Origin of the sequence: Burkholderia lata (assembly GCF_902499025.1) — a bacterium.
Taxonomy (GTDB): domain Bacteria; phylum Pseudomonadota; class Gammaproteobacteria; order Burkholderiales; family Burkholderiaceae; genus Burkholderia; species Burkholderia lata_C.
Genome location: NZ_CABVPW010000024.1, coordinates 27288 through 47943, shown reverse-complemented (window position 1 = coordinate 47943; position 20656 = coordinate 27288). Strand labels below are relative to the sequence as shown.

Sequence of the window (20656 nt, the reverse complement as noted above, 5' to 3'; positions counted from 1 at the left end):
AAAGGATCCAAAGTTGGCTGGCGATTCAGCTGTATATGGAATAACGTTTTATCTGGATGTGGATTGGGGGAATTTATTTTCTGATGGCGACCGGATGCGACCGACGCATCCGACGCCCATTTTGCGAGGGATGGTCGACATGCAGTATGAACTGACGACGTTGTCGTGTTTGCTGCTGGAGCAGGATGCCGTTTCCGCCGGTGCGCACCGATGGGTATCGGATCCCGGTGCCACGGGGCGTCTGCTCGGCGCCTGGCGTTCGGAAATCGGCGAGTTGGGGCAGATCGTCGTGTTGCGAGGCTTCGACGAAATCGACGAGCTGCAGCAGGAGCGCCGTCGTGCGTTGATGAACGGCGGGCCGTTCAATATCGGCGGTGCCGACGTGGGGCTCAGCATGGAAACCTACGAACTTTTTCCGTTCCTGCCCGCGATCGCGCCGTCGAAACTGGGCAGGTTCTACGAATTTCGCCGCTATTGGCTCAAACCGGCCGGGATCGCACCGACGATCGCCGCGTGGGAGCAGGCCGTCGGCCCGGCCGAAGCCTATACGTCTCACCTTGTCGCGAATATGTACGCGATCGATGGCCCGCCTCGCATTGCCCATATCTGGGGGTTCTCGAGCCTCGAGGAGCGCATGGCATTGCGCGCGCGCCACTATGCCGAAGGGCTTTGGCCGCCCAAGGGCGGACCGCAGCAGATCGAGCGTGCCACGTCGACGATTTGCCTGCCGGAGGCGTGGTCTCCGCTGTGTTGAATTTTGGGTGAATCGCCGATCAGGGTGTCGTATCTGGTTCATTCTGAATCGCCAATCGATATGCATCCCGCACCCATGCCTGGAGTGCGGGCTCATATCTGGCCGGGATCGTGATCGTGAGGGTGGTGAGGCGCGTGCAGTTTCCCGGTAGCTCCAGATACCGCTGCCACACCTTCCGTACAAGCTGCGACATCGCGGAACACGTCATGCCGACTTCCGCCGCCACAGCCCGCTGTGATCGGCCCTTGACGAAAATCTCGTGGAGGGCCCACTGGTTCAAAGGCTTGATTCGTGTATTTTGCACGCGCAACAGGCGGAACTGTTCGGCAGTCATGCGTCGGGTCTTTTGCATTCAAACTCGCCCGGAAGTGTGAAGTGAAGAAATCAAGGTCGCGCCGCATGAAGTCTTGTGACCATCGAAGGCAGCGTCTCGACCTTCGACCTTGAATGCCGTGTCGCCTTCGGCAATCGTGCAATTACCGTGAATCGGGCACGAACACGTGTCGCCGATGCGGGCGACCGAGCGACCCATCACCTTGCTCGTTCCGGCTCCGGATTCGACCCGGCCGCCGTGGGTATGGACGTCGCCTACCCGGATAATTCCTCGCATATGACTCATCCCCTGAATGAATGATTGGTGCGGTGCTCGCGTTCGCACGCGGCGTGCCGTCGTGTTGGTTGCATCACCATGAATAGCCTTGCATGCCGTAATTCGTATCGTGCCGGCGTCCCCACCACGGCAGGTAGGCGTTGTTGCCACCGCGTGCGCGGAACCAGTCCTTGTCGGGATCGATCGGCGTGAGTTTCGACGGCGGCAGGACGACGACCGCGACCGGGTGATCCGGATCGGTCGTGCCGGCGACGAGTGCGTTGCCGCCGAAGTGGTTGATCCGGCCGATGGCGAGCGCGACGTCGGTCAATGCGCTGCCGGTTCCCATGTCGCCGAGTAGGGCGGCCGTGTTGAATGTTTGTTTGCGGTGGTCGTATTCAGGAAGTGTTTCCGTCAAGGTCTGTGCGAGCGCGGCAACACGTGACGACGCGGTATCGCTGCCTGCACCTGCGTCGTGGACGATGTACTTGAGGTCTGGAACCGCGACGCCGGCATTGCGTGCCGCCTGGTCGATGGTTGCCTTCCATGCTTGTACGGCGCGCGTCGTGCCGACCTTCGGTGAAAACTCTTGGGTGTTGCCCGTTGCGGCTTTGCCGATCCAGGCGAGCGGTTCGCGTTCCGTATTGACGGTCGGGCCGGCGAGGAACAGCACGACGAGGTTCTCATTGATCTGCGCGTCCGTGGGCGGGAAGCTCGGTGCATCCCAGTTGATCGCCCATACGGTCTTGTCGGGGTTCGCCTGCAGGTAGTCCAGTGCCTTGTTCAGCGATGTAAAGCCCGAGTTCGCGCCGCCTTGCGTGATTTGCACATCAGGGGGCGTGTCGCGGCTCCAAAGCGTCTTGGGTGACGGCGGGCCGATTTCGAAGAAATTCATCATCCGATCGACCGCGCGTGACTTGGCAAAGGCCGGATCAAGTCGGGGCGGAATGGCAACTTCGACGTGTATACCAGCGAGTTCACGCCAGTCCCGCTGGCTTTGGGATCCCACAGTGTAGAAGTACTTCGTGTTACTAAAATATCGGGTGCGTAACAATAAGATGAATTTGTCCACGTACTTGGCGTAGAAGCCCTTGAGCGTTTCCTTGCCTTCGTTGCCGTATGCGATACCCGCTACAGATTGCAAGGTAGTAAAGGACTTCGCATCGGTGCGAACCATATCGTCGTTCTTGTTTGGCGCGACCAGTCCCTGCGTCCACAATAATTGCCATTGGGTGGGGTAGTCCATACGTTGCAATGGATTCAACCACATCAGGCCAACAACCTGCGCGATGAACGGCTTTGCCGACTCTTCAGCGGCTAGCGCGGCATGCTCCCGGACAGGCGTGGCTTGTGCTGGACGCATCAGGACGGTGGTGAACAAAAACACCATGAGCGCAGCCAAGCCGGGCACGAAAACGAATCGTTTCATCCAATCCCCTATTTCCAAATGGGCCGGGTTGGGTTGTTCTACGTGGGCCATCAGAGAGGCCATGAGTACGGTTGCGATCAGCCATGTCGAAACGGCGACGGCGATACGTCGCGGCCATGTAGCGATCAGCATCTTCATACGACACCCCCGACCTTCAAATAGAGCTGACCTTCACGCTCATCCAAGATCGCGTTCGGCATCTTGCCTTCGCTTTTATCTGTGTGTATCCATTCTCTGAGAGGCGTTCTATAAAGAGTTCCAGATGCAAAATAGTCGGCATACGTCTTGTTCGGAGCATCTAGAGGAATCCCGTCACCCATCCGCCAATCCGCCTCAATGCGTAGGTCGTAGAGTTGATCGGGCGTCAGGTAGCACCGACCCACCGCAACGTCATACGCAAGCGCCTTCTCGGCGTGCTCCGGGTTAGTCATCGTCGTAGAGTGATTCGTCGGGCTGTTGATCGCCCCGCGATCGAGCCAGTCGACAATCTGTTTGTCGCGCCATTCCTTGTAACCCTCCGGCAGGGCGCTTTTGCCATCCTCGCCGATCACATGGCCGTCGCCATCAAGCCATTCGGTATTCAGCGTTCGACGCGCCTCCATCCGCATCAACGCGCGATCCTCGTAGCGTTGCCCGGCTTCGGTTTCGGCCGTACCCTGCGCGACGCTGTCCTTGCTCTTCGGCTGGTACTGGTCGTACGGATCATCGGCCCGCTTGTCCGCATCGGCCTTGTTCGCTTCGCGCCATGCGGCCGGCGGATCGTTGCCTTCGTTGAAGTCGCTTGTCGCATTGCCGTCCTTCGTTTCGATGGGCTTGCCGAAACGCAACGCCTTCGGCGGGAACGGTTCGTCGAGTGCCGGCGCGTCCGCCACCACGGCCCAATCCTTCGGCGGATTGGCGTTCACGCGGAACATATTCAATGCCGAGCTGATCTGCGTCACGAAAAACATGATCGGCGCGGATGCAAGCGTGGCCGCCACGCCCCAGACACTTTCGTTCCCATTGAGTGCACCGATGAGGTTGAATTTGGCAGGCGGTGAAGGCGGATACCAGAAGCCCGACGTCTTTCCCTTCTGTACATGCCGCCAGTCATCCTCCCGATACCGATAGCGTTTCTGCACGCCGACGTGGAAGCCGGAGGCAAGGACGCGCTGCGTCAGCACGCCGGGGACACCGATATCGTTCAGTTCGTGCTTGTCGATGCCGCGCCAGCCGATGCCTTGAACCGTGATCGCCGAAATCACCTGGTCGTGCGGACAGCAATACGCGGTGACGCGACCATAAGTCGATTCGTTCAGACCGTGGCGAACCCGATCCTCGTGTGCGACATAGGACCGCTTGCTGGTCGGCGATACTCGCTCGTTGGCCATGTCTTCATCGATCTTGTCGGCGGAAAGTTCATAGGCCTTCCGCGTGCCGACGATCGACAGAAACTTGCCGAACGTTTTCGTGCGTGCGGCGTAGGTCTGCCGTCCGCGACGGCCATCGCCGTCCTTGGTCGCGCGTTGCGACCACGTATCCATGAACGTATCGGATGGATTCGGACCATCTGCACGCGCCAAGCTATACGGCGCATTCGCCAGCACGTAGGCGTCTGCCACGCAATGCCCGCTACGCCCCCACGGATCTTCGACATCGGGTAGCGCATCGCCGAAGAACGCCGCCGTCAGGCCCACGATGTTGCCCTGGCTATGGCACACGACAGTAATCGGTACGTCGGCCTGCATGCGGCGGATCGACTCGATCAACTTCGCAAGGCGCAACGCCGCGAGCACGCCATACGCGCGGGGCGGCGCGCGATACAGCGGCCGATTGGTCGGATTGATACCCTGCACGGTTATCCACCCGGCCGCCCGGTCGTCGAGGCCGCCTTGCCAGAGATCGGGCAGGCTCGCACAGCCGTTCGTGAACGGACCGCCGCCCCAATAGTCCTTCTCGTTCAGGAAAATCTTGTCGCCGTATTCTTTGAGTTCCTCGGCTGTCGCCCGATAGCCCCACCGGAAATGAATGACCGGTGAAAACGACGGATTGGGCTTGATGTAGTCGCCGGCCCAGAGCTTGGGATTCAGAAACCCGTCCGGCGTCACGCTTTCCGTGTACTTGGCAGGCACCAGCTGCCCGGCATCGATGCCGCGATACTGGAGTTGATCGTCCAGCCGCCCGAGCCGGCGGTTCAGGCCATCGCACAATCCTTGCTCGGCGGCCTCGAACCATTCGCCTTCGGAGTTCACCCCATGCACGAAGATCACGATACCGGGCAACGGAAGTTGCTTGATGCAGATCAGCCGGGTGCCTTTCGTCCACATCGAGACGCCGTCGCTCCGGCCGACGATGATCTGAGGTGGCTCCGGGCGCGGCGCAGCCGCGTCGGGCATATCTGCCTTCGCGGCGTGCTCGTCGGTGCGTGCGTCCTCTTCCGGCCGAGGATCGAGAGATGAATCAATCATCCGGACTCCTGCGCTTGCGTTAAAAATTCTTCTTGGTGAACTGCACCGCCAGCCTCTCGAACCGGTCGGTATCGACCTCAGGCAGTTCCCCGGCCATGTCGGTCGTCAAATCCGACAGCGTTCCCGATGTCTTTCGAATCTGTCCTTCGAACCCCGGTGCCGCGTGACCGTCCGTTGGACGGATCAGCTTCGGGACGCGGCCGAGCGTACGTTGATCGAATGTCGGCAGGTCGACGCTCATGCTTGCGGGGCCGTCCCATGCATGACCGTCCGATTTCACGGTGAACTTGCCGGGGCATCCCAGTTCGATATCGCCGCCATGCAGCTTGAGATACGCGCCGCCGGACGTGACGAATACGACTTCGTCGCTTGCCGTGCCGGCAAGCTTGCCGTCGGCGGCAGTCAACTGGATGTCTTTGCCGGACTCGATTTGGGTGTCGTCGTTCTGCGATTGAATGGCCACTTTCCCCTGATTCGCGATCGCCGATACGCCGTTGCTGTGCGCGAACATCGCGATGCCATGTCCGGCGTGCAGATTGATCCGCTCGCCGCTCGTGATCTGCATGTGTTGCTGCGCAATCTGATCGATGTTCTCGCCCGCATACATGACGTGCGTTTTCGGCGTGACGTTCAGCGACCCCGCTTGCGCGCCGAACGCCATGAACGCGGATGCGTCACCCGTGGCAGGGGATTCCGAACCGCCGGGTTTCCAGTGACGGAATGCGCTGGCGATGTTGTCCTGGCCGGCCGTGTCGGCGGATTGCCCGCCATGCTGGCCGGCATACTCGCCGAGCGACTTGAACAGCTCCGTGCATTGATCGAGCAAGTGAATCAGCTCATCGCGATCGAGCTGACCACCGGTCGCGTGCGAACGCGCATAGGTCGTCAACAGCATGCCCCGGGCGGCGCGCAACGCGGCGGCGGCGTCGGTGCGCAATTCCGCGCCTTCGCCCCGGTCGTTCCCGTGTCCATCACGACGGGGCTGCGTCAGATAGCCGAGATTCAATTGGGTGTGCGCATGTTCGCTAGCCAACTGCGCCGAAATTTGCGACGGCGTATCGTCCAGGCGTAGCTGGTTGTACCGATGGCCGTTGATTTCCTTGGTCTTGATCCCGGACAAGTAGCGGTTGCCGGGTAGCGAGCCGGTATCGCTGAAAGTCGCGGGCGGGTTCGCGCCGTTGCTCAGGATTCCGATGATCACCAGACGGTCCGGATCGCCCGACAGGCTGCCCAGCAAAACCTCCATGCCGACCCGAGGCAGGAAAAGCGCGCCGAAGTATTTCCCCGCCAGGCTTGCTCCGACGCGAATCGGCGCACTGTCGCCGGTCAGGCCGGTCGTTCCGGCGCCTTGCGCGTGGGCGTGATCGGCCGGGTCGTAGCCGTGAATCTGCACGCGCACGCGGCCGGCCTCATCGCAAAACACTTCCTCTCCCTGTGTGCCGACGATCGTGCCGGTGAGTAGGTGGACCGGCGGCACATCGATTCCCGGATCGTAGGAAGGCTTGAGCGGCACGCCGCGTCGCACGCACGTGAAACTGTTCTCATAGCGCGTGTCCGTTCGTTCCGATGCATCGGCTGGCGCCGGCGGAACGACTTGCGTCAGGTGACGGCTTGCCGTGAATAGCCCGTCCACGCTACCTGCCAGGATCTTCGGCAGGTTGTTCCAGATATCGTGCCGAATCGACGTGACGACAAACTGGCGATGATCGGCGGGCTTCATATCCAGCTCGGGGTCGCCGGTCAACGTGAACCAGTGACCGACCGGCAGGTCGCGCACGCTGCTGATGCCTTCATGGCGTACGGCTTCGAACTGATGCGCGAGCATCCGGTCGCGCGTGATGCGATCGTGATCGCTCCACGAATCGCCGACGTGCGGAATGTCGATCGCGACGTCGGTCAGCAGGTGCGCAAGGTCGTTCCCCGACTCGCCCTGATCGATGCCGGTGACGGTCGTGGATTCGTCTACACGGGCTTTCTTGTAGTCCCACGACGGACGGCTGACTTTGCCGGACGACAGACTTTGGCAGGTCGCAAAGAGCGTCACCGTGTCGCGTTGTTCGACTCCGGCATCGCGTGGATGGACGCGGAGGGTGCCGGCCGGCACTTCCGTCAGGCGATAGGGATCGTCGCAAAACACGAGCGTGTGCATCGGGCGTTCGTCGGCCGTGTCGCTCGCCCCGCCGATCGGTCCCGCCTTTGCAAATACCGTGATGCCTTCCCGACGCAACAGACGCCGGATGAAGCGCGCGTCGGACTCGTTGACCTGCCGTGTCAGTTCGCGCACCGGATAGCGTTCGGCCTGCAATGCCGACAGGTCGAAATCGAAGGCCTGCGCGAGTGCCGGGCTGCGCTGTTTCCACTCATTCATCAGCGTCGCCAGAATGTCGATCACGCTGCACGATCTGAACAGGCGGGCGTTCGTGCGGCGGTCCATCAGCGACAGGGCGTCGCACACGTGCAATTGGTACACGGTCAGTTCACCGTCGGATTGACCGGCGCGCACGTCGCACACGATCGCATTGATCGCTCGTATGCCACCCCGATCGGTCGTCAGCCGGACCGACACGGGCAGACCGAGAAACAGCGCAGGCGATAGATGCGCGTGGGTGGACACGCAGGTCAGTTGCCCGTCGATCCCCGATATCAACCCTTCGCGAATATCGGAGTGATGGAGCGCCAGCAAATGGCCGACCGTGCGTTGCGCCAGCCCGAAATAGAGATCGACAGGCCGCTTGTTGCCGCCCATCAGACCGGACGCAAAATTTCGGAATGTACTTTCTATCGACATCACCGCAATCTCGTTATTTTCGTTCTCAATTCGGACTGGATCGAATTGGGGTTTCAGGTAAATAAAAAGAAGGTTCTGGAAAATTAGCGGTGAAGAATATCAAACATGTCTGCCGTGAGAAATGATTTGATATTTAGAGATAAATTTCCGATTTAGAGTGGACTTTATTTGACATTCTTTGCGATGAGTGGGGGATTTGTGTTTAGTAATGGGTGTAAATGTTTTGGATAAGAATTTATTGGCTTATCAAGGTTGGATAATTTATTTGTCGTCGAAATAAATTGAATGGAACGTGTAAAGAATGAGATTCATCCCATGTCTGAACGCGCTGCGTCGCATGGTGGTGTCGGAAAGGGCGGTGAACAGGATTGCGCTGGTGCTCGTCCGGTGCATCTTGGTTTGCCACTGCTTTTTGCCTCCCGCTGCTCGGCGGGCGGCTTCTTCTTGCATGGTTCGCGAAGGGGCTGCCTGATCGTGTGCATGCATGACGTGAATGGCGCCGTGCGTGGATGCCTCGATGTCCATGAGGGAATTCCCCCGTGACGCATGAGCGAGCGTTACTTCGACACCGCGCCCGTTCGCTTCGCGCTTTCCCGTCACCCCTTCCCGCGCATCGCCCGCGATTATTTGCATTTCGCGAATGGCGCGTTCGCCGGTTGTTCCATACCCGATTGGCGGCCTTGCACCTATCGTGGTGACGTCGGCCGATTGCACTCAACGCGTCGAACCCGAACGGCGGCCGGCACTTCCTCGCGATTCGCGTCGCATACAAAAACCATCGGACCTGGCTCATGCGCAGGCGCTGCGGCGCGCGCAGGCGAACCTGTGTCCACGGAGACGGACATGAAAGCAAACGAGTGGGATACCTCATACGAGTGGAAGGCGGTCACGCTGCTGGCGCTCGGCTTCGGGCTGGTCGGCCTCGATCGCTGGCTGATCGCGCCGCTGTTCCCTTCGATCATGAAGGACCTGAACCTGACCGCGCAGGACGTCGGCAACTGCATCGGCGTGCTCGGCCTGTCGTGGGGCATCTTCGCGGCGCTGATGGGCGGCATCTCCGACAAGATCGGCCGCCGGAAGGTGCTGATTCCGGCCATCGTCGCGTTCTCGCTGCTGTCGGGCTTCTCGGGGCTTGCGGGCGGGCTGCTCGGCCTGATGGCGATTCGCGGCCTGATGGGCGTGGCCGAAGGCTCGTTCTGCCCGACGAGCTTTGCCGCGACGGCCGACGCGTCGCATCCGCGGCGGCGCGGGCTGAACCTCGGCCTGCAGCAAAGCGGCTTCGCGCTGTTCGGGCTCGCGCTGTCGCCGATCATCGCGACGCAGCTGCTCGGCTTCGTGTCGTGGCGCTGGGTCTTTGCGCTCGTCGCCGTTCCCGGCCTGATCCTCGGCGCGATCATGTTCTTCGTCATCCGCGAGCCGAAGGTCGCGAAGGCCGTCGCGTCGGAGCATGCGCCGGCGTCGCTCGGCCATGTGCTCAAGAGCCGCAATATCCTCGTGGCGATGGCCGCCTTGTGCTGTGCAATGACCGGCGTATTCGTGCTCGGCGCGCTGCTGCCGCTGTACCTGACCGACTACCTGGCGCTCGGCACGCAGAAGATGGGCCTCGTCGTATCGGCGATCGGCTTCGGCGGCTTTCTCGGGCAGTTCGGGTTGCCGGGCCTGTCCGACCTGGTCGGCCGCCGCCTCGCGAGCATCGTCGGCTTCGCGGGGACGGCCGTGATGCTCTACATTTTCCGTGGCCTCGGCCCGCAGCCGCTCGCGCTGTTCGGGGTGCTGTTCGTCGCGTCGTTCTTCACGCTCGGGCTGGTGTCGCTGCTGTCCGGCCCGGTGGCGACGGAGGCTGCGCCCATCGGGCTCGTGTCGACGTCGATCGGCGTGGTGGTCGGTGTCGGCGAGATCTTCGGCGGCGGCATCGCGCCGGCGATGGGCGGCTATGTCGCCGCACACTTTGGCATCCAGAACATTCTGTGGCTGCCGATGTGCGCGGTCGTGCTGGGCATCGTGGTCAGCCTGCTGCTGAAGGAAACGGCGCCGGCCGTGCTTCAACGTCGCGTGGCGGCCGTGCAACCTGAACTGGCGGCGGGTGAGTAACCGCGGTAAGGCAATGTGCGGGCTGGGCGGCGTGTGCGGGGGCGGCAGCATCGGCGATTGACATCGATTGGGTGACAGAGTGACGCCTCCCGCATGACACAGCCCGTTACCCGCACGGGTAGACTGCCGGTTTCGCTGTCGAAAAAGGGCGCGGTATGGACCGGTTTCTGAGCATCGAGGCATTCGTCAGGGTGGCGGAGGCGAGCAGCTTCGCCGAGGCGGCGCGGCAGCTTGGCGTGACCAGCTCCGTCGTGACGAACCGCATCCAGCAGCTCGAGAAGTTCGTCAACGCGCCGCTGTTCCATCGCAGCACGCGCCACGTGCGCCTGTCCGAAGTGGGCGAGGCGTTCTATCGCGAATGCGCGGAGGTGGTGGGGCGCGTCAACGAGCTGACGGACCAGATGCGCGAGCTACGCGCGACGCCGACCGGGCGGCTGCGCATCCAGGTGCTGCCCGGTTTCGCGCTCGATCACTTCGGCGCGCCGCTGATGGAATTCAACCGGCGCTACCCGGGCATCCAGCTCGACGTCATCGTCAATGACCGTGTCGTGGACCCTGTCGAAGAAGGGTTCGACATCGCGTTCCAGATCTTCCCGCCGATCTCCGAGTCGCTGATCGAACGGCGGCTGTTCACGGTCAGGCGCCTGTTCTGCGCATCGCCCACGTACCTCGACGCGCATGGTGCGCCACAACATCCGCGCGACCTGCTGCAGCACACCACCGCGCTTTATTCGGGCTATCCGTCGCGCAACCGCTGGACGATGACGCGCGGCGACGAGGTCGTCGAAATGGAGCTGCCGGGCATGATCCGCTCGAACTCCGTGCACCTGCTGCGCGAGTACGCGCTGTCAGGCGGCGGCGTCGTGTGCCTGCCGACGCTCGTGGCGAGCGAGGCGCTCGTTGCCGGCCGGCTGGTGCCCATCCTGACCGACTTCCAGCTCGCGCCGCTGAGCTTTGCCGCGGTTTATCCCGCAACGCAGCGACAGGCGTTGAAGGTGAAGGCGCTGGTCGAATTCCTCGCGGAAACCATCGGCGACGAATCGCCGTGGGATCTTCCCCTTCTGGAGCGTGGCTGTGTGCGTTGAAGCGCGCGGATTATTCGCGAAACGCAAATGCCGTAGTCGCCGTCCCGTGCCTTGTTGCGGTGGTTCCTTGCCCCTAGAGTTGAATCCAACAAGCGGTTCAACTCAGGAGACAGAAATGACCGACACGGCATTCCACACCGTCTTTGGCTCGCTCGACCGTTACCGGAAGGGCGAGATCGAAATCACCAGCGGCAGCGCTCAACACTATGCGTTCTCGAATGTGTTCGAGGTCGCATCGAAGTCGGCCCCTTATGAAAAGGTCGTCGCCGGCAAGAACCTCGAATACGTGATCGAAGTGCTGCGGACCGATGGCCAGTCGCCGTGGTTCGCCTGCTCGCACGACGAGTTCGTGATCCAGATGGATGGCGAAGTCCGGATCGAATTCATCAAGCTCGATACGCCGCCGCAATCGGGGCGCGGCACCGTGAGCGCCGGCACGCAACCGGCCGGCCGCAAGATGGGCTACGTCGTGCTGCGGCAAGGCCATCAGGCGCTGCTGCCGGCCGGCTGTGCATACCGCTTCACCGCCGGCCAGCCGGGCGTCGCACTCGTGCAGACCGTCCTGGGCGAGTTGTCCGTGGAGAAGTGGGCCGACATCTGCCTGCACTGATTCGTCCGACCTCATTCGACTATTCCAGGAGACACGTTATGGCCACCCTCGAAACCCTCGACACTTCCGCGGGCTTTGCCGCCGATCTGGTGCGATCGACCGAAGCCGATGCCGTCACCGGCTACCGCCGCTTCCAGCTCGGCGCATTCGAATTCCAGCGCGACGAATATTTCGTGAAGATCAGCTGGCCCGCGAAAGGCCAGACCCGCACGCATGCGATGCCGGCGGACGCCTTCCTGCGCGCGATGATGCGCGACGTGGCATGGGGCTTCTTCTACGGCTGGGTGAACTTCGATCACGTGTTCGGCACGCGCAATCACTACGGCAAGGTGGACATGTATGCGGGCACCTTCAACGGCATCCTGAAGGACGCCGGGGTCGACTACACCGAGACCTTCGAAACGCCCACGATCATGGCGACCTTCAAGGCGATGCTGCACGACTGGACGAACGAAGGCTTCGATCCGTTCGCGGCGCCCGAGGAAACCGGTACGGCGTTCGGGCGCAAGCACGGCGACAACGGTTCGGCGATCGAGCGCACGCGTATCGCGACGCGCCGCATGCCGGGCCTCGAAGGCGATTCGCCGCTGCGCGACGACCTGCCGGTCAACCGTGCGTTCGTCGACGTCGCGCAGGACGAACCGGAAGTGCATGTCGAGCCGGGCTTCGAAGGCGAACTGCATGCGTTCAACCTGTTCAAGTACCTGTCGCGCTCGGACGTGACGTGGAATCCGTCGGTCACGTCGGTGTGCGGGCGCAGCCTGTTCTGCCCGACCACCGAGGAATTCATCCTGCCGGTGTTCCATGGAAACGACCGTGTCGAATGGTTCCTGCAACTGTCCGACGAAATCGTGTGGGACATCGGCGACAAGAACACCGGCGCGCCGCGCGCACGCGTGACGATGCGCGCCGGCGACATCTGCGCGATGCCCGCCGACATCCGGCATCAGGGTTACTCCACGAAGCGGTCGATGCTGCTGGTCTGGGAAAACGCGACGCCCGACCTGCCGCAACGCTACGAGAGCGGCGAGCTCGCGCCGTATCCAATCGCGTTCTGAGCGGCGCTTCAGTTTCCGCTTCAAGCCATACACCGAGGACGATTCATGCAAACCCAACTCTTCATCGACGGGCGCTTCGTTGACGCCGTCGACCGCGGCACGATCGACGTGCTGAATCCGCACGACGGCTCCGTCATCACGAAGATCGCGGCCGCCACCGCGGCGGACGTCGATCTGGCCGTCGAAGCCGCGACGCGCGCGTTCCCCAAATGGTCGGCGCTGCCGGCCGCCGAACGCGGCCGCTTGCTGCTGCACCTCGCCGACGCGATCGAGGCCAACGCGGAGGAGCTGGCGCAGCTCGAATCGCTGGACACCGGCCACCCGATCCGCGATTCGCGCGCGCTCGACGTGCCGCGCACGGCAGCGTGCTTCCGCTACTTCGGCGGCATGGCCGACAAGCTGCAAGGCTCGGTGATTCCCGTCGAAACCGGCTTCCTGAACTACGTGCAGCGCGCGCCGATCGGTGTCGTCGGCCAGATCGTGCCGTGGAATTTTCCGTTGATGTTCACGAGCTGGAAGATGGGCCCGGCGCTCGCCGCCGGCAACACCGTGGTGCTCAAGCCGTCGGAAATCACGCCGCTGTCGACGCTGCGCATCGTCGAGCTGATGGCCGAGGTCGGGTTCCCCGCCGGTGTCGTCAACATCGTCCCCGGCTACGGGCATACGGCGGGCCAGCGGCTCGCCGAACATCCGGGCGTCGGCAAGATCGCGTTCACCGGATCGACGACCACCGGCCGCCGGATCGTCGAGGCGTCGCAGGGCAACCTGAAGCGCGTGCAGCTCGAACTGGGCGGCAAGGGCGCCAACATCGTGTTCGACGATGCCGACCTCGACGCGGCCATCAACGGCGCCGCGTGGGCGATCTTCCACAACCAGGGGCAGGCGTGCATCGCCGGCTCGCGTCTGGTGCTGCACGAACGCATCGCGGATGCGTTCCTCGAGCGCTTCGTGGCGCTCGCGTCGTCGATCCGCATCGGCAACCCGCTCGATGCGAACACCGAGATGGGGCCGCTCACGTCGAAGCAGCACCTCGAGCGCGTGCTGTCTTATGTCGACGTCGCACGCGAGCAGGGCGGACGCGTGCTCACGGGCGGCAGCGCACCGCAGGATCCGGCGCTCGCCAACGGCTACTACGTGCGCCCGACGGTCATCGAGGCCAAGAGCGCGGCCGACCGCGTCGCGCAGGAAGAAGTGTTCGGCCCGTTCGTCACGGTGCTGCGCTTCGGCAGCGACGACGAAGCGCTGGCCATTGCGAACGCAACCGAGTACGGGCTGGGCAGCGGCCTCTGGACGAAGGATCTTTCCCGCGCACACAAAATGGCATCGCGGATCAACGCGGGCATGTGCTGGATCAACTGCTACAAGCGCGTCAATCCGGGCAGCCCGTTCGGCGGCGTCGGCCAGTCGGGCTACGGCCGCGAGATGGGCTTCGAGGCGATGCACGACTACACCGAGGCGCGGTCGGTGTGGGTCAACGTCGACGGCAACGTGCCGCCGCACTTCAAGCGCTGAGGTTCGCCATGGATCACTTCGTCTATCAGGGCACGCCTTCCCGCGTGGTGTTCGAATGGGGCGCGCTCGACAAGCTGCCGGACGAGCTGTCGACGCTCGGCGCCCGCCGTGCGTTGATCCTGTCCACGCCCGAGCAGCGGCCGCTCGCCGAGCGCGTGGAGGCGATCCTGGGCGAGCGTGCGGCCGGCATCTGCGCGCAGGCGGTCATGCACGTGCCGGTCGAGGTTGCGCACGCGGCGCGCGAGATGGCCGGCGAGCTGGACGCGGACTGTTGCGTCGCGATCGGCGGCGGGTCGACGATCGGGCTGGGCAAGGCTATTGCGCTCGAGTCGGTGCTGCCGATCCTGGCCGTGCCGACGACTTACGCGGGCTCGGAGATGACGCCGATCTTCGGGCTCACGGAAGGCCGGCTGAAGCGCACCGGGCGCGACGCGCGCGTGCTGCCGCGTACCGTGCTCTACGACCCGTCGCTGACGTTGTCGCTGCCGCCGGACATTTCCGCGGCATCGGGCATCAATGCGATGGCGCACGCCGTCGAGGCGCTCTATGCGGAGGACGCGAACCCGGTGATCAGCCTGATGGCGGAAGAATCGATCCGCGCGCTCGGCGAGGCGCTGCCCGTGGTGGTGCGCGATCCGGGGAACCGCGAGGCGCGCAGCCGCGCGTTGTACGGTGCGTGGCTCGCGGGAACCTGCCTGGGCGCGGTCGGCATGGCGCTGCATCACAAGCTGTGCCATACGCTCGGCGGCACCTTCAACCTGCCGCACGGGCAGACGCATGCGGCGATGCTGCCGCATACCGCGCACTACAACCACGCTGCCGCGCCCGATGCGCTGCGCCGCGTGGCGCGCGCGTTGGGCGGGAGCGACGCGGCCGAAGCCGGCCCGCTGCTGTTCGCGCTGAACGCACGGCTCGGCATCGCGCCGGCGCTGGCCGACCTCGGGATGCCGGAGGCCGGCCTCGACGAAGCGGCCGACCTCGCGTGCCGCAACCCGTATGCGAATCCGCGGCCGATCGAACGCGCGGCGATTCGCGCGCTGCTTCAGCACGCATGGGAAGGGCGCGCGCCGCAATGAGCGGCCGGATGCGTCAACGGAGACAACCATGAGCCATGACCACCATGACGGCGACGCCAGGCTGACCGGGCAGGCCGTCGCAGGCTTCGACGGCACGCCGAGCCCGCGCCTGCGTGCGCGGATGCAGCGCCTCGTGCGGCATCTGCCTGCGTTCGTCCTCGACCGGAGCTGACCGCCATGGCGAGATTCTTTGCGGTGTTTGCGACGGACCAGCCGGGCATGCGCGACGTGCGCGATCGCGTGCGGCCGATTCATCGGACTTACCTGCGCGCGGCAGATCAACACGGCGTGGTGGTGCGGCTCGGCGGCCCGACGCTGGACCCGCACGGCGACGCGATGAACGGCACGCTGCTCGTCGTGGAGGCGGACGACATTCAGGCGGTGATGCAGTTCATCGGCAACGATCCGTATGTGAAGGAGGGGCTGTTCTCGCACGTGGAAGTGCGGCCGTGGGACTGGAGCCTCGGCAACCCCGAGCAGAGGGTGTGAATCGTGGATGCTCGACAACTCTGCCGGTTTTCCGATGTGCCCGACGGCGGCGCGCGGGTCGTCGATGAAGCATGTATCGGACGTCCCGTGATCGTCGTGAGACGCGGTGAGCAGGTGTGGGCTTATGTGAATCGTTGCCCGCATTTCTCGGTGCCGCTCGATTTCGTACCGGGCAGTGTGTCCTGTTATAGGTCGCAGGTATTGATGTGTGCCCATCACAGCGCGTTGTTCCGGTTCGATGATGGCGTGTGTATCGATGGGCCTTGCTCGGGCTCTGCGTTGGAGGCGGTGGTTGTCGAGGTGGATACCACTGCATGGGTCATCTATCGAGGCGCTTGATTCGTGTGGTTCGACGAAGTGCGAGCAGGGCCGGCCAATGCGACGACTATCGTATTTATAAATCAGTAAAACTAATCACATTTCGGGTGTCTGGTAATCGATGCCTGAATGAACGCGATTCCTTGTGCAGCATCGAGCGAGTACCTGCCACGTAGCAGGTGGCGGTCTCGCTTTTTCATAAAAAAGACGGAGACGCAATGAAACTCAGGTTTGGAGCAGTGGCGATTCTTGCCGTGGCGCAAGGCGCATGGGCGCAGAGCAGCGTGACGATGTTCGGTCTGATCGATGCCGGCATCTCTTATGTCAGCAACGAGGGCGGCGGAAAGAACGTCAAGTTCGACGACGGCATATTCGCGCCCAACCTCTTCGGCTTTCGCGGCACGGAAGATCTCGGTGGCGGATATCGCGCGATCTTCGCGCTCGTGAACCAGTTCTCGATGGCGAACGGCAGCATCATCGGGACGGGGATTTTCGGGCGCAACGCGTATGTGGGCCTTGAAAGCAACCGGTTCGGCAGCATCACGCTCGGCAATCAGTACGACTTCATGGTGGATTCGCTGTTTTCGAAGAACAACGCGATTTCACGGGATATCTCGGGGCTGTACGGCTTCCGCAATGGCCCGTTCCAGCGTCTCGCGCTCCCGGACAATCCGACCGGTGCGTTCGATTGGGATCGCACGGCGGGTAGCAAGCCGATCGCGAATTCCGTCAAGTACAGTTCGCCGACGGTGTCAGGCTTTTCCGGCGGCGCGATGTACGCGTTCGGCGGGGTGGCCGGGTCGGTCGGGGCCGACAATGCGGTCAGCGCCGGGGTCAACTACGAGATGGGGCCGTTCGGCGTGGGCGCTGCCTACACGAACGAGAAATACGGCCCCGCGCCCGGCGTGCCGTCCACCAGCGTGCGCAACTGGGGCATCGGGATGCACTACGACTTCGGTGTCGTGACCGCGAATGCGCTGATGACGACCGTACACAACTCGTTCAACGACGCCGGGGTGTGGATGGCCGAAGCGGGCGGGCTGTGGCACGTCAGGCCGGATGTCGTGCTGGGCGCGAAGTACATGTACATGAAGGGCAACGAAGCGGTGAACGACAACCACGCGCATCAGGTCAGCGTGGCGCTTCAGTACCTGTTCTCGAAGCGGACGATGGTGTATGTGTCGGCGGACTACCAGCGTGCGAACAACGGTGCGAATGCGCAGGTCAATGGCGTGCTGGATCCGAACGGGGCTTCCAGTTCAGCGAGCCAGACGGTGGCGCGGATCGGGCTGCATACGGTGTTCTGACGGGGTGTGGCGCCCGTTCCTCGAGCGCGCAGAGCGATCCATGCTCGCCCTGCGTCGATATTCCCCATCACCGATATTGCCCGCAGGGTTTGCAGCACGACGATATTTTCCTGGTAAGTGAGCGGTAAGTCGACTGGTCCTACAGTAGCCCCCGTTTCGATCGTCGACTCCAGGAAAATGATTGTGAAAACAGCCTCCCGCCGCGAACGTCCATTACTGCTGCTTGCCGCTTCATTCGCATTTGCGTCTGCTTCCGCCTGGGCGGACGACGGCATGATCTCGCCCGATGCCGATAATTCGGGGCTGACCATCCTCAACAACGCGACCAATGTGACGCATTGGGGATTGGGTGCCGGAGTCGGCTTTGCGCCATCGGTCTATTCGGGCGATAGCACCCGTGTGTTGCCGTTTCCGCTGGTCTATTTCGACAACAAATGGGTACAGGCCATCGGTACCACGGCCGATCTGAAAATCGGGAGCTGGAGCGGCGTCAGTGTCGCGCTTCGTGGCCAGTTCTCGTTTTTCGACGGATACAAGGGCTCGGACGCACCGATCCTGAACGGCATGGAAAATCGCAGGGGCGCGTTCTGGTACGGGCCTGCACTGTCATGGGGCACCGGGTTCGGTACGTTGTCCGGCACCTTCCTGTTCGGCGGAAACAAGGGCGAGCGCGCGAAAATCGGCTTCGAGAAAGCGTTTGCTCTCGGCCAATTCTCGATCACGCCCCACATCGGCGCGGAATGGCTGAGCAACAAATACGTCGACTACTATTACGGCGTGCGACCATCGGAGGCGCGTGCGGGACGTGCCGCCTACAGCGCCGGTTCGACCGTGAACGTGTCGGCCGGCACGCGTATCGATTACAGGCCGACGAAGCAGCAGACGATATTCCTGGACGTCGGCGTGTCGCGTCTCGGCGACGCCATCACCGACAGTCCGATCGTTGGAAGACGGTTCGTTCCCGAAGCACGAGTGGGCTACATGTACCGATTCAAGTGAGAGCGGCTATGCCGAGAGTTGCGATTGTCGAGGATCATGAGCGCCTCGCCGACATGTTGAGCCAGGCGCTGGCCGGAGCGGGAATCGAATCCGATCGGTTCGGCAATGTCCGTGAAGCTGCCTACGGTGTCGACCGGGCCGACTACGCACTGCTGATCGTCGACCGCGGATTGCCCGACGGCGATGGCCTGGCGTTCTTGCGGACGCTGCGCGCGGCGGGGCGCATGATGCCTTGCCTGATGCTGACGGCACGCGATGCGTTGCATGACCGCATCGACGGACTCGAAAGCGGGGCAGACGACTATGTGACCAAGCCGTTCGAAATGAGCGAACTCGTCGCCCGCGTGCGCACGCTGATGCGGCGCCCGGCGCTGCTGACGACGCTCGTCGCATCGTTCGCGGATGTGACGGTCGACCCGCCACAGCGCGCGATGTGCTGTGGTAACCGGACGATACCGCTTGCGCCGGCCGAGATGCAGGTCATGCTTTGCCTGATCGAAGCCGCGGGCCGGACGGTACGGCATTCGATACTCGAGCATGCCGCGTGGGGGCTCGGGGAGGCGGTCACGCCGAACGCGCTCGAGGTGACCGTGCATCGCTTGCGCAAGAAGCTGGCGGCGATCGGTGCAACGATGCGGCTGACCAATATTCGCGGTGCCGGGTTCGCGCTACGGGACGCATGACGATGATTCGCGACGTCTCGCGAGCAGCCATTACCGGATAAGCCTGCCACCATGTTCCGTCATTGGATCCGGCGTCTGTCGACGCGTCTGTGGATGACCAACGTCGTTGCGTTCGCCATCAGCCTGGCGCTGCTGTCTGCGCTCGCCGTGTATGTCCTCGATCGATATCCGGAGTTCCTGGGGCGGCGGCAGCAGATGGAGATCATCGGTCACGTCGTGACCGGATTGAGCTTCGACGACGCCGGGCGTCCGGTATCCGTGCAATTGGGCGAGCGACCGGCGCTGATGTTCCGGCTCTTGTCGACCGAGGTGAAGTATCGCGTGCTCGATTCGGCGGGGCGGTTGCTGCTGGCGTCGGCGCCTTCGAACGGGGATCGGCCGTGGCTGACGGAAGACCTCGCGAAGGCGGCCGGCAAGGTGCTGTCCGCCACGATCGACGGCAAGGTATACGCCGTCGCCACACGGCGCATGTCGAAAGGGAGCGTCGACTATTACGTGCAGGTTGCGCAAAGCAGGCAGCTTGTCGATGCGCTTGTCATTTCGAAGATCGAGCCGATACCGAAGACCGTCGGCTATGTGCTGCTCATTGCGACCATCATTTTCGGGCTGACGCTTCCGCTGACGATCAGCCGCGTGCTGAAGCCGTTGCGCGAGGTATCGCGTGCCGCGAGAGGAATCGAGCCGCGCAACCTGAAGACGCGACTGTCTTCGGACGGGATTCCGAGCGAGATCAAGCCGCTGATCGATGCGTTCAACGATGCGTTGACGCGACTCGAGAATGGCTTCGCCGTGCAGCAGCGGTTTCTGGCTGACGCCGCGCATGAGTTGCAGACACCGCTCACGCTGGTCAGAGGCCAGATCGAGTTGCAGCCCGATATCCGGCAGAAGGCGCTGCTGCTTCGCGAGATCGACCTGATGGCTCGGCAGGTCAAGCAGTTGCTGCACCTGGCTGAAGTCAGCGAAGCGCAGAACTTCAGCTTCGACGACGTGAACAGCGTCGAAGTCGCACGAGACGCCGTTGGCTTGCTGGCCGGCAAGGCCGATGCGAAGCAGGTGAAGCTCCATATCGAAGCGCGCGATTCCGCGCCACTCATCCGGGCCGATGGCGGGGCGCTCTTCATCCTGCTCAAGAACATTCTCGAGAACGCGATCAACGCTTCGCCCACGGCTGGCGTGGTCGTGCTGACCGTGCTCGATACGGCGATTCACGTCGACGACGAGGGGCCGGGCATTCAGCGGGAGCATGTGCCGCTGCTCTTCGACCGATATTGGCGGGCGCCGGATTCACGGTATGACGGTGCCGGCCTCGGGCTGGCAATCTGCAAGGAGATTGCTGTGGCGCATCAGTGGAAGCTTACGGTCGATGTGCTGGCCACGGGGACGCGGTTCAGCGTGTGGTTTTAGTCTGCGCGGTTGTCGTG

At 62.9% G+C, this 20656-nt stretch carries 20 protein-coding genes; 14 read left to right on the top strand and 6 right to left on the bottom strand.

Translation table 11 applies throughout. The features are described from left to right. Window positions 1-139 precede the first annotated feature (139 nt). Window positions 140-754, top strand: a complete 615-nt coding sequence (locus tag BDI24065_RS23490) for an NIPSNAP family protein (RefSeq protein WP_175033248.1) — start codon at window positions 140-142, stop codon at window positions 752-754. Between the two features lie 19 nt (window positions 755-773). On the opposite strand, the gene BDI24065_RS23485 is transcribed toward BDI24065_RS23490, so the two are convergent. From BDI24065_RS23485 to BDI24065_RS23460, 6 genes are all read right to left on the bottom strand, one after another. After that, window positions 774-1106 carry a TrfB-related DNA-binding protein gene (locus BDI24065_RS23485; RefSeq protein ID WP_175033247.1) on the bottom strand — a complete coding sequence of 111 codons (333 nt, stop codon included), beginning with the start codon at window positions 1104-1106 and terminating at the stop codon, window positions 774-776. After that, window positions 1107-1364 carry a PAAR domain-containing protein gene (locus BDI24065_RS23480; RefSeq protein WP_175033246.1) on the bottom strand — a complete coding sequence of 86 codons (258 nt, stop codon included), beginning with the start codon at window positions 1362-1364 and terminating at the stop codon, window positions 1107-1109. 73 nt (window positions 1365-1437) lie between these two features. Next, complete coding sequence (locus tag BDI24065_RS23475; RefSeq protein WP_254609841.1) at window positions 1438-2910, bottom strand: virulence factor; 1473 nt, start codon at window positions 2908-2910, stop codon at window positions 1438-1440. Next, entirely contained in the window at window positions 2907-5147 is a 2241-nt protein-coding gene (locus tag BDI24065_RS23470) for a T6SS effector phospholipase Tle3 domain-containing protein (protein WP_175033329.1), read from the bottom strand. Before BDI24065_RS23470 ends, BDI24065_RS23475 begins: the two co-directional genes overlap by 4 nt. A gap of 91 nt (window positions 5148-5238) precedes the next feature. Then, window positions 5239-8007 carry a type VI secretion system Vgr family protein gene (locus tag BDI24065_RS23465; RefSeq protein WP_175033328.1) on the bottom strand — a complete coding sequence of 923 codons (2769 nt, stop codon included), beginning with the start codon at window positions 8005-8007 and terminating at the stop codon, window positions 5239-5241. A 261-nt stretch (window positions 8008-8268) separates the two neighbouring features. Then, window positions 8269-8721: a hypothetical protein gene (locus BDI24065_RS23460; RefSeq protein WP_175033214.1), complete on the bottom strand. Its 453-nt coding sequence runs from the start codon at window positions 8719-8721 to the stop codon at window positions 8269-8271. Between the two features lie 129 nt (window positions 8722-8850). On the opposite strand from BDI24065_RS23460, the gene BDI24065_RS23455 reads away from it, so the two are divergent. From BDI24065_RS23455 to BDI24065_RS23395, 13 genes are all read left to right on the top strand, one after another. Next, entirely contained in the window at window positions 8851-10098 is a 1248-nt protein-coding gene (locus BDI24065_RS23455) for an MFS transporter (RefSeq protein ID WP_175033245.1), read from the top strand. Window positions 10099-10253: 155 nt separating this feature from the next. Further along, window positions 10254-11183 carry a LysR family transcriptional regulator gene (locus BDI24065_RS23450; RefSeq protein ID WP_175033244.1) on the top strand — a complete coding sequence of 310 codons (930 nt, stop codon included), beginning with the start codon at window positions 10254-10256 and terminating at the stop codon, window positions 11181-11183. A gap of 115 nt (window positions 11184-11298) precedes the next feature. Further along, window positions 11299-11793 carry a hydroxyquinol 1,2-dioxygenase gene (locus BDI24065_RS23445; protein WP_175033243.1) on the top strand — a complete coding sequence of 165 codons (495 nt, stop codon included), beginning with the start codon at window positions 11299-11301 and terminating at the stop codon, window positions 11791-11793. A gap of 38 nt (window positions 11794-11831) precedes the next feature. Beyond that, window positions 11832-12851 (top strand): hydroxyquinol 1,2-dioxygenase, encoded by a 1020-nt coding sequence (locus tag BDI24065_RS23440; RefSeq protein ID WP_175033242.1) that lies wholly within the window; start codon window positions 11832-11834, stop codon window positions 12849-12851. A gap of 45 nt (window positions 12852-12896) precedes the next feature. Beyond that, on the top strand, window positions 12897-14363 hold the full coding sequence (locus BDI24065_RS23435) for an aldehyde dehydrogenase family protein (protein WP_175033241.1): 1467 nt from the start codon (window positions 12897-12899) through the stop codon (window positions 14361-14363). 8 nt (window positions 14364-14371) lie between these two features. Next, on the top strand, window positions 14372-15439 hold the full coding sequence (locus BDI24065_RS23430) for a maleylacetate reductase (RefSeq protein WP_175033240.1): 1068 nt from the start codon (window positions 14372-14374) through the stop codon (window positions 15437-15439). Between the two features lie 28 nt (window positions 15440-15467). Then, window positions 15468-15611, top strand: coding sequence for a hypothetical protein (locus BDI24065_RS23425; RefSeq protein WP_254609840.1), 144 nt, complete (start codon window positions 15468-15470; stop codon window positions 15609-15611). Window positions 15612-15616: 5 nt separating this feature from the next. Then, window positions 15617-15928, top strand: a complete 312-nt coding sequence (locus BDI24065_RS23420) for a YciI family protein (protein ID WP_175033239.1) — start codon at window positions 15617-15619, stop codon at window positions 15926-15928. Between the two features lie 3 nt (window positions 15929-15931). Then, window positions 15932-16267 (top strand): Rieske (2Fe-2S) protein, encoded by a 336-nt coding sequence (locus BDI24065_RS23415; protein WP_175033238.1) that lies wholly within the window; start codon window positions 15932-15934, stop codon window positions 16265-16267. Between the two features lie 197 nt (window positions 16268-16464). Further along, window positions 16465-17553: a porin gene (locus BDI24065_RS23410; RefSeq protein WP_175033237.1), complete on the top strand. Its 1089-nt coding sequence runs from the start codon at window positions 16465-16467 to the stop codon at window positions 17551-17553. A 183-nt stretch (window positions 17554-17736) separates the two neighbouring features. Then, a complete protein-coding gene (locus BDI24065_RS23405; protein WP_175033236.1) occupies window positions 17737-18552 on the top strand; it encodes a MipA/OmpV family protein in 816 nt (271 codons plus the stop codon). A gap of 8 nt (window positions 18553-18560) precedes the next feature. Further along, window positions 18561-19235, top strand: a complete 675-nt coding sequence (locus tag BDI24065_RS23400) for a response regulator transcription factor (RefSeq protein WP_175033235.1) — start codon at window positions 18561-18563, stop codon at window positions 19233-19235. Between the two features lie 216 nt (window positions 19236-19451). Beyond that, window positions 19452-20639 carry a sensor histidine kinase gene (locus tag BDI24065_RS23395; RefSeq protein ID WP_368040793.1) on the top strand — a complete coding sequence of 396 codons (1188 nt, stop codon included), beginning with the start codon at window positions 19452-19454 and terminating at the stop codon, window positions 20637-20639. Window positions 20640-20656 lie beyond the last annotated feature (17 nt).

Excerpts from the sequence above, each read along its gene's own strand:
- BDI24065_RS23490 (WP_175033248.1), top strand. The coding sequence starts at position 140 with ATGCAGTATGAACTGACGACGTTGTCGTGTTTGCTGCTGGAGCAGGAT.
- BDI24065_RS23485 (WP_175033247.1), bottom strand. The coding sequence starts at position 1,106 with ATGCAAAAGACCCGACGCATGACTGCCGAACAGTTCCGCCTGTTGCGC.
- BDI24065_RS23480 (WP_175033246.1), bottom strand. The coding sequence starts at position 1,364 with ATGCGAGGAATTATCCGGGTAGGCGACGTCCATACCCACGGCGGCCGG.
- BDI24065_RS23475 (WP_254609841.1), bottom strand. The coding sequence starts at position 2,910 with ATGAAGATGCTGATCGCTACATGGCCGCGACGTATCGCCGTCGCCGTT.
- BDI24065_RS23470 (WP_175033329.1), bottom strand. The coding sequence starts at position 5,147 with ATGCCCGACGCGGCTGCGCCGCGCCCGGAGCCACCTCAGATCATCGTC.
- BDI24065_RS23465 (WP_175033328.1), bottom strand. The coding sequence starts at position 8,007 with ATGTCGATAGAAAGTACATTCCGAAATTTTGCGTCCGGTCTGATGGGC.
- BDI24065_RS23455 (WP_175033245.1), top strand. The coding sequence starts at position 8,851 with ATGAAAGCAAACGAGTGGGATACCTCATACGAGTGGAAGGCGGTCACG.
- BDI24065_RS23450 (WP_175033244.1), top strand. The coding sequence starts at position 10,254 with ATGGACCGGTTTCTGAGCATCGAGGCATTCGTCAGGGTGGCGGAGGCG.
- BDI24065_RS23445 (WP_175033243.1), top strand. The coding sequence starts at position 11,299 with ATGACCGACACGGCATTCCACACCGTCTTTGGCTCGCTCGACCGTTAC.
- BDI24065_RS23440 (WP_175033242.1), top strand. The coding sequence starts at position 11,832 with ATGGCCACCCTCGAAACCCTCGACACTTCCGCGGGCTTTGCCGCCGAT.
- BDI24065_RS23435 (WP_175033241.1), top strand. The coding sequence starts at position 12,897 with ATGCAAACCCAACTCTTCATCGACGGGCGCTTCGTTGACGCCGTCGAC.
- BDI24065_RS23430 (WP_175033240.1), top strand. The coding sequence starts at position 14,372 with ATGGATCACTTCGTCTATCAGGGCACGCCTTCCCGCGTGGTGTTCGAA.
- BDI24065_RS23425 (WP_254609840.1), top strand. The coding sequence starts at position 15,468 with ATGAGCCATGACCACCATGACGGCGACGCCAGGCTGACCGGGCAGGCC.
- BDI24065_RS23420 (WP_175033239.1), top strand. The coding sequence starts at position 15,617 with ATGGCGAGATTCTTTGCGGTGTTTGCGACGGACCAGCCGGGCATGCGC.
- BDI24065_RS23410 (WP_175033237.1), top strand. The coding sequence starts at position 16,465 with ATGAAACTCAGGTTTGGAGCAGTGGCGATTCTTGCCGTGGCGCAAGGC.
- BDI24065_RS23400 (WP_175033235.1), top strand. The coding sequence starts at position 18,561 with ATGCCGAGAGTTGCGATTGTCGAGGATCATGAGCGCCTCGCCGACATG.